This window comes from Protofrankia sp. Cas8 (genome assembly GCF_963555845.1).
Taxonomy (GTDB): Bacteria; Actinomycetota; Actinomycetes; order Frankiales; family Frankiaceae; genus Protofrankia.
Genome location: NZ_CAUVXI010000277.1, coordinates 1 through 5,910 on the forward strand (window position 1 = coordinate 1; position 5,910 = coordinate 5,910).

Below are 5,910 nucleotides of genomic sequence, written 5' to 3' on the forward strand. Positions count from 1 at the left end.
CGTGCGGGCAGTACCGGGTCGCGGCGGTCAGCAGACCGGCCAGATCGAACTCGCCGTCACCGAGCGGCCACCGGTTGGCCAGGCAGTCAGCCAGCAGGTCGTCGTCCTCGGCCACCAGCGGTCCGTCGGACAGCTGCACCCGCACCACGGACGGCCAGATAGCGGCGGTGAGATCGTCCAAGGTCTGGCCGCCGCGGTAGACATGCCAGACATCCACGCAGATCCCGCCGTTGGCGCGACCGGCGGCGCGCACGACCGACGCCGCCGTGGCCGCGTCGGGCAGATTGGTGAACGGCAGGAACTCGATGCCGACCACGACACCGCCACCCCCACCCACGCCCGCCGCCCGGTCGCAGAGGGCGGCGAACCGAGCCGCAGCCTCATCCAGACCGCCTTCGTAGGAACCGAGAGCGCCGACGTAGGGAACCCGTAGCCGGTCCGCGGCGCTCCAACAGAGGTCCTCGGCCGCGTCGGGCGCTGCGCCAAACGGCCGCAACGCCTCCAGCTCCCCCACGACGACACCGGCCTCGGCACACAGGTCCTCCAGTTCGGCCAGGCTGTGCCCGGCCGCCAGCCAGTCGCGCAACCAGCTCAGGCTCAGGCCGATGGAGGTGAAGCCGGCGGCGCGGGCCACCTGAGCCCGCCGCAGTGGCTCCAGCGGCGCCAGGGTGTGAAACGCCAGCGTCACACCGCCGAGATCGTCCGGCGCGGCTGCGTCCAGACCCGCGCTCACTGGGCGCCCAGGTCCTCGGGTGCCGCCTGCGGTGCGGTGGCCCACATCTTCGCCCCGTCGAAGCCGGTACGCCGCTGCGGAACGACCTCGATGATCACCCGGGCCGTCGAATCGAGCAAGCGGGCGAACTCCGCCTGCTTGGCCGGATCACCGGGTCGCATCGCCGCGGCGAACTCCGGCAGAAACCAGTCCTTGGTCGCACGGTCGTCGTGGACGACGGCCAGCCCCCGGTAGGTCAGCGAGCGCCGCGCCGGGATGCCGGAGCCCTTGCTACTCACCACGACGGACACCCGGTTGTCACGGCGCATCGCTGCGACCCGTGGCCGCCAGTCCGTGGCCGTCACCCAGAAACGACCCCGACGGAACATGTAGTTGACCACCGCGCCGAGAGGATGCCCCGTCGCGTTCACCCAGACCACGGTGCACTCCGTCTGTTGCGCGAGCAGCTCCGCCTCGCCGTCGTCGTCGAGCGTGAAAGCGGAGAGGTCCTCCCAGCCCCGTACCGGCGGTGTCACCATCGGCGTCCTCGCTTTCATCGCTTTCATCGGAAAAGATCTTACTGGGATGAGCGTTCTGGATGGACTTTCTGTAGTCACCCATGACAAACCATGCCGACCGGCGGTACGGTCCAGCACCATGACGACAGCCCCCGTACCAGCAGCGCTCGCCCGACAGCTCGCCGAACTCGCCGAACTCGCCGACCGGGGCGCCATCCTCGACGTGGTGGCGGCCTATGCCACCGCTCTGGACACCAGGACCTGGGCAGCCCTGGATGGCCTGTTCACCGACGACGCGGTGTGCACCTATGGCGGGTCCATCGGCGACCTGACCGGCCAGAACGCGATCATCAAGTCGCTGCGGTCCGTACTCGAATCGCTGGACGCCACCCAGCATCAGATCACCAACTCGGTGGTGCGAGTACACGGCGACACCGCCGAGCACACCGCCTACGTCCACGCCCAGCACGTGCGGCACGGCGTGCCGGGCGGCGAGCTCTACACCATCGGCGCGCGCTATGACGACCAGCTGCGCCGCACGCCCGAGGGCTGGCGCTTCACCCGCCGGGAACTCACCCGCATATGGACCGACGGTAACCGCGGTGTCCTGCACCCCTGAATCCGTTTCTCCGCGCATCCGTTTCTCAGCGACCGGTCAACCGGGCGACCACGGGTGCAAAGGAGTCGAGCACCCGATCGCCGACGGTGATATAGGAGAAGCCGTACTCCTCGCGCCGCCGCTCAAGCTGGTCGCAGATCTCGTCCACCGAACCCACCAACGCGTGCGGGAACGCGCGTAGACCCGCCGCGTCCAGGCCGGTCTGGGCCGACAGCTCGGCCTCGGTCGTTCCCGCCGCACCCTCGATCGCGACGAAGTAGGCCGCGGTCTCCAGCTCGATGTCGTCGAACCGCTCTCCCGCGCCCTGGCGGACCCAGGCCAGCTTGCGGTGGGTCTGCTCCGGCCCGGAACCCGCGATGCTGGCCGGTCCGATGACCCCGGACCGGTTGTCGAAGTTGATGCTGACGATGTCGGCGCGCTCGCCGGCCAGGCGCAGCACCCGCGGCGAGCCGCCGCCGACCATGAGCGGCGGCCGCAGTTTCGGGACGGGTAGCGGGGCGAAGCCCGCTGCCCGCACCTGGCCACCGTCCACGGCGACATCCTTGCCGGCGAACCAGATGTCGAGCAGCTCCAGCACCTCGGCCAGGAGATCGACCCGGTGCGCCCCGCTGTCGAACGGCACCCCCATCGCGGTGTACTCGGCCTCCAGCCAGCCGGCGCCCAGGCCGGCCTCGATCCGGCCCTCGGCAAGGACCGCGAGCGTCGCGATCTCCTTGGCCAGCACCACCGGCTGGTGGTAACCCACACAGAACATGCGACAGCCGATCCGCAGCACCGAGCTGACCTCGGCGGCCACGGCCATGGCCGGCACCGGCGCGAGCGTCACCGGCCGATGACCGGTGGGATCCATCGCCGGCCCGGCCCCGATGTAGTGGTCGCAGACGTGCAGGGCCGAATAGCCCAGCTCCTCGACCCGGCGGACCGTGTCCTTCCATTCCCGGGCGTCAGCCGCCCGGTAGCTCTGGACAGCGAAACGGAACGGACGTCGGGTCGACATGCGGACCCCCTCCTCGGGAACATGGTCAAGCCATGATCAATCCACTGAGTTTCTTTACTTCACATACAGATAGAAGGCACGATAACCGGACGAGGACACCGGTGCCAGGAGGCGGTCACTACGCGTTCTCCCGCACAGCGGGGCGGCGGCGCACGATCACGGGCAACGAGTCCAGGCCCCGCACCATGAAACTCGGGGTGTAGCGCAGCTGCCCGGGGTTGACCACGGCAAGAGAGTCGACGTGTTCCGCGAGTACCTGCAGGGCCGTCACGCCCTCGATGCGGGCAAGCCCGGCGCCCACGCACATGTGCGGCCCCTGGCCGAAAGCCACATGGGTCCGTGCGCCCGGACGGTCGGGATCGAAACCGTCGGGACCCGCGAAAGCCAGCGAGTCCCGGTTGGCGGAGGCGAAGGACACCACCAGGCGGGATCCGGCGGGAATGTCGACACCACCGAGCCGGACGTCCCGGGTGACGCGACGGTAGGCGACCTGGGCCGGGGTCGACCACCGCAGCGCCTCCTCCACAATCGCGCCCGCCCGCTGCGGGTCGGCACGCAGCCGCTCCCACTCCCCCGGGTGCCGGTCCAGCAGATAGACCGCTGCCGCGATCAGCCGACCGGTCGTCTCGTTCCCGGCGACCAGCAGCTCACGTACCAACGTGAGCAGGTGCGCCAGCTCGATCGGCTCCTCGCCGGGTCCGAGGTCGCCGGCAGCGGCCACCAGCTGCGACAGCAGTCCCTCCCCCGGCTCCTCGCGGCACCGGTCGACCTCGGCGGCGATCGCCTGCTGGTAGTCGAGGAGGTCCTCCTCGGTACTGATCCAGCCCGCCGCGTCCGGCCGGGCACCGATGGTGGCCGTAGCCGCGAGCGTCCACCGTCGGACATCGCCACGGCGTGAGTCAGCCAGCCCTAGCACCCGACAGATCGCCCAGGCCGGCAACGGCTCCGCGAATGCGGTGTAGAAGTCGACCTGCTCACCGTCGGGTAAGGCAGCGGCAAGATTATCGGCGGTCTGGCGGACCAGCGGCTCCATCCAGGCCAGCGCCCGCGGGGTGAACGCCTTGTTGACGAGCTTGCGCAACTGGGTGTGCCGGGGCGGATCATTGGTCCCGAGCGCCGGAACGTAGGGCCAGCCGCGGGCGCGGATCGCGGCCACCTCCTCGGCGACCTCCGGCGGCGGCGGTGCATGCTTGCTCAGGCCCGCGGAGGAGAAGGTCGCCGTGTCACGCAGGACCTCGCGGACGAGTTCGGCGCTGGCAACGACGTACCAGCCGTTGCCCGGCGCGAAGCAGACCGGTGCTTGCTCCCGCATCCGGGCGTACCAGTCCTCCGGCGCCGCGAGGAATTGCGGGCTGGACAGGTCAAGCCCTGGAAACGGACACGACTGGGCGTCAATGGTCATCTGCTGTCTCCATCTCGGGTGGACCGAGCAAGCCGGAAGAAGTGACCGCCCGCGACCGTATAGCCACCGTCGACAGCGAGAACCTCACCGGTCACATAGCTTGCGCGCGACGAGAGCAGGAACACCACGGCCTCGGCGATGTCGTCCACCGTGCCGAGCCGGCGCAGCGGCAGCACCGCCGCCCGCCGCATCCGCGCGTTCTCGTCGCCGTAATGGGCGTCGGAGCCCGGGGTCGGAATCGTGCCGGGCGCCACCGCGTTACAGCGGATACCCAGCGGCCCGAACTCCACCGCGAGCGCCCGAGTCAGCCCTTCCAGCGCGGCTTTGGACGCGCTGTACAGCCCGGTCCCGGGCGGGTGGTAACGGGCAGTGACCGAGGAGAGGTTCACAATGCTGCCGCCGCCCTGGGCCGCCATGATCGGCGCCAGCGTCTGGGACACCAGCAACGGCGCGACGACGTTGACGTCGAGGACTCTGCGCGCGTCCGCGGCCTTGGTGTCCGCCAGCGCGCCTTCGATGACGAGGGCGGCGTTGTTCACCAGCATCGTGCAGTCCGGCGCGGCCTGCACCAGGCCTGCGACCGCGTCCGCATCGGTGACGTCGAGCACGACCGCGCGGGCGCCGAGATCGTCGGCGACACGGCGCAGCGACTCGGCCGCGAGGTCGACGAGCACCAACGTGTGGCCGTCGTGGGCGAGGCGGTGGGCCAACGCGCGTCCGATGCCCTGGGCCGCTCCAGTCACGACGACCGTGCCCGGCGGCTGGTTGTCGCTGCTGTCTGCCGACATCAGCTCACCGTCTGTTCCGCGGCGGTCAGGGACGCCACGACCGCGGCTGCGATGCCGGCGGCGTCCAGCCCCGCCCATTCGGTGAGCGCCGCGGCCGGACCAGCTGCGAGAACCCCGACCCCATGCTGTAACTCGCCGTCATGCTCTAACCCGCCGTCAGTCATGCCACGGCCGGCCCCGACGCACGGCCGGCATCCGCCGGCAGCTGTAGCGACATCAGCTCGAAGTACTCCGCCAGCCCGTGTTCGCCCAGCTCACGGCCCACACCGGAGCGCCGGAAACCGCCGAACGGGGCGCGCACGTTGAACCGGCCGCCGTTGATCGAGACCTGGCCGGTGCGCAACCGGCGCGCCACCGCGACCGCGGCGGCGTCGTCCGCGGCGAACACCGCACCGGACAGGCCGTAGTCGGAGTCGTTGGCGACGGTGACAGCCTCGTCGACGTCCGCGACCGGGATGACCGCGAGCACCGGGCCGAAGATCTCTTCGCGGGCGAGAACGGCGTCGTTGCGCAGCCGGCTCACCACGGTGGGACGCACGAAGTACCCGCGGTCGAGCCCGGGCACGGGGCCTGGACCGCCGACGAGCACGGTGCCCTCGTGCGCGGCCTTGTCCAGGTAGGACGCGATCGAACGCGCCTGCGCAGCCGAGGCCACCGGCCCGATCGTGGTGGCCGGGTCCAGCGGGTCGCCCACGACGTGCGCCCCGACCAGAGCGATCAGGCGCTCCTCCACCTCGTCGAGCAGGTCGCGGGGGACCAGCAGCCGGGTCGTCGCCGAACAGGTCTGGCCGTTGTTGACGAAGCAGCCGCGCACGGCGCTGTCCACCGCGCGGTCGAGGTCGGCATCCGGGCAGAGGATGAAGGCGGACTTGCC

The 5,910-nt window shown here is 70.6% G+C and carries 8 protein-coding genes; 1 reads left to right on the forward strand and 7 read right to left on the reverse strand.

The window, feature by feature from the left end:
• On the reverse strand, positions 1 to 733 hold a 733-nt coding region (locus U9977_RS25085), incomplete at its 3' end, for a sugar phosphate isomerase/epimerase family protein (protein ID WP_322751749.1).
• On the reverse strand, positions 730 to 1,251 hold the full coding sequence (locus U9977_RS25090) for a pyridoxamine 5'-phosphate oxidase family protein (RefSeq protein WP_322751750.1): 522 nt from the start codon (positions 1,249 to 1,251) through the stop codon (positions 730 to 732). The genes U9977_RS25085 and U9977_RS25090, both read right to left, overlap by 4 nt.
• 118 nt (positions 1,252 to 1,369) lie before the next feature.
• Here U9977_RS25090 and U9977_RS25095 point away from each other — a divergent pair, with 118 nt between their 5' ends.
• On the forward strand, positions 1,370 to 1,849 hold the full coding sequence (locus U9977_RS25095; RefSeq protein WP_322751751.1) for a nuclear transport factor 2 family protein: 480 nt from the start codon (positions 1,370 to 1,372) through the stop codon (positions 1,847 to 1,849).
• A 25-nt stretch (positions 1,850 to 1,874) separates the two neighbouring features.
• Here U9977_RS25095 and U9977_RS25100 read toward each other — a convergent pair whose 3' ends face one another.
• The 5 genes from U9977_RS25100 to U9977_RS25120 all read right to left on the reverse strand — a co-directional run.
• Positions 1,875 to 2,846 (reverse strand): TIGR03621 family F420-dependent LLM class oxidoreductase, encoded by a 972-nt coding sequence (locus tag U9977_RS25100; RefSeq protein ID WP_322751752.1) that lies wholly within the window; start codon positions 2,844 to 2,846, stop codon positions 1,875 to 1,877.
• A gap of 118 nt (positions 2,847 to 2,964) precedes the next feature.
• Positions 2,965 to 4,248: a cytochrome P450 gene (locus U9977_RS25105; RefSeq protein WP_322751753.1), complete on the reverse strand. Its 1,284-nt coding sequence runs from the start codon at positions 4,246 to 4,248 to the stop codon at positions 2,965 to 2,967.
• The gene (locus U9977_RS25110; RefSeq protein ID WP_322751754.1) at positions 4,245 to 5,036 is read right to left on the reverse strand and encodes an SDR family oxidoreductase; all 792 of its coding nucleotides are present in this window, start codon (positions 5,034 to 5,036) and stop codon (positions 4,245 to 4,247) included. The genes U9977_RS25105 and U9977_RS25110 overlap by 4 nt, the downstream gene beginning before the upstream one ends.
• The gene (locus tag U9977_RS25115; RefSeq protein ID WP_322751755.1) at positions 5,036 to 5,200 is read right to left on the reverse strand and encodes a hypothetical protein; all 165 of its coding nucleotides are present in this window, start codon (positions 5,198 to 5,200) and stop codon (positions 5,036 to 5,038) included. The genes U9977_RS25110 and U9977_RS25115 overlap by 1 nt, the downstream gene beginning before the upstream one ends.
• A partial coding sequence (locus U9977_RS25120; protein ID WP_322751756.1) for an aldehyde dehydrogenase family protein occupies positions 5,197 to 5,910 on the reverse strand: 714 nt, incomplete at its 5' end. The genes U9977_RS25120 and U9977_RS25115, both read right to left, overlap by 4 nt.

What these genes read in the sequence shown, in the direction of transcription:
- U9977_RS25105 (WP_322751753.1), bottom strand. Translation starts at nt 4,248, where the DNA reads ATGACCATTGACGCCCAGTCGTGTCCGTTTCCAGGGCTTGACCTGTCC.
- U9977_RS25095 (WP_322751751.1), top strand. Translation starts at nt 1,370, where the DNA reads ATGACGACAGCCCCCGTACCAGCAGCGCTCGCCCGACAGCTCGCCGAA.
- U9977_RS25100 (WP_322751752.1), bottom strand. Translation starts at nt 2,846, where the DNA reads ATGTCGACCCGACGTCCGTTCCGTTTCGCTGTCCAGAGCTACCGGGCG.
- U9977_RS25110 (WP_322751754.1), bottom strand. Translation starts at nt 5,036, where the DNA reads ATGTCGGCAGACAGCAGCGACAACCAGCCGCCGGGCACGGTCGTCGTG.
- U9977_RS25115 (WP_322751755.1), bottom strand. Translation starts at nt 5,200, where the DNA reads ATGACTGACGGCGGGTTAGAGCATGACGGCGAGTTACAGCATGGGGTC.
- U9977_RS25090 (WP_322751750.1), bottom strand. Translation starts at nt 1,251, where the DNA reads ATGGTGACACCGCCGGTACGGGGCTGGGAGGACCTCTCCGCTTTCACG.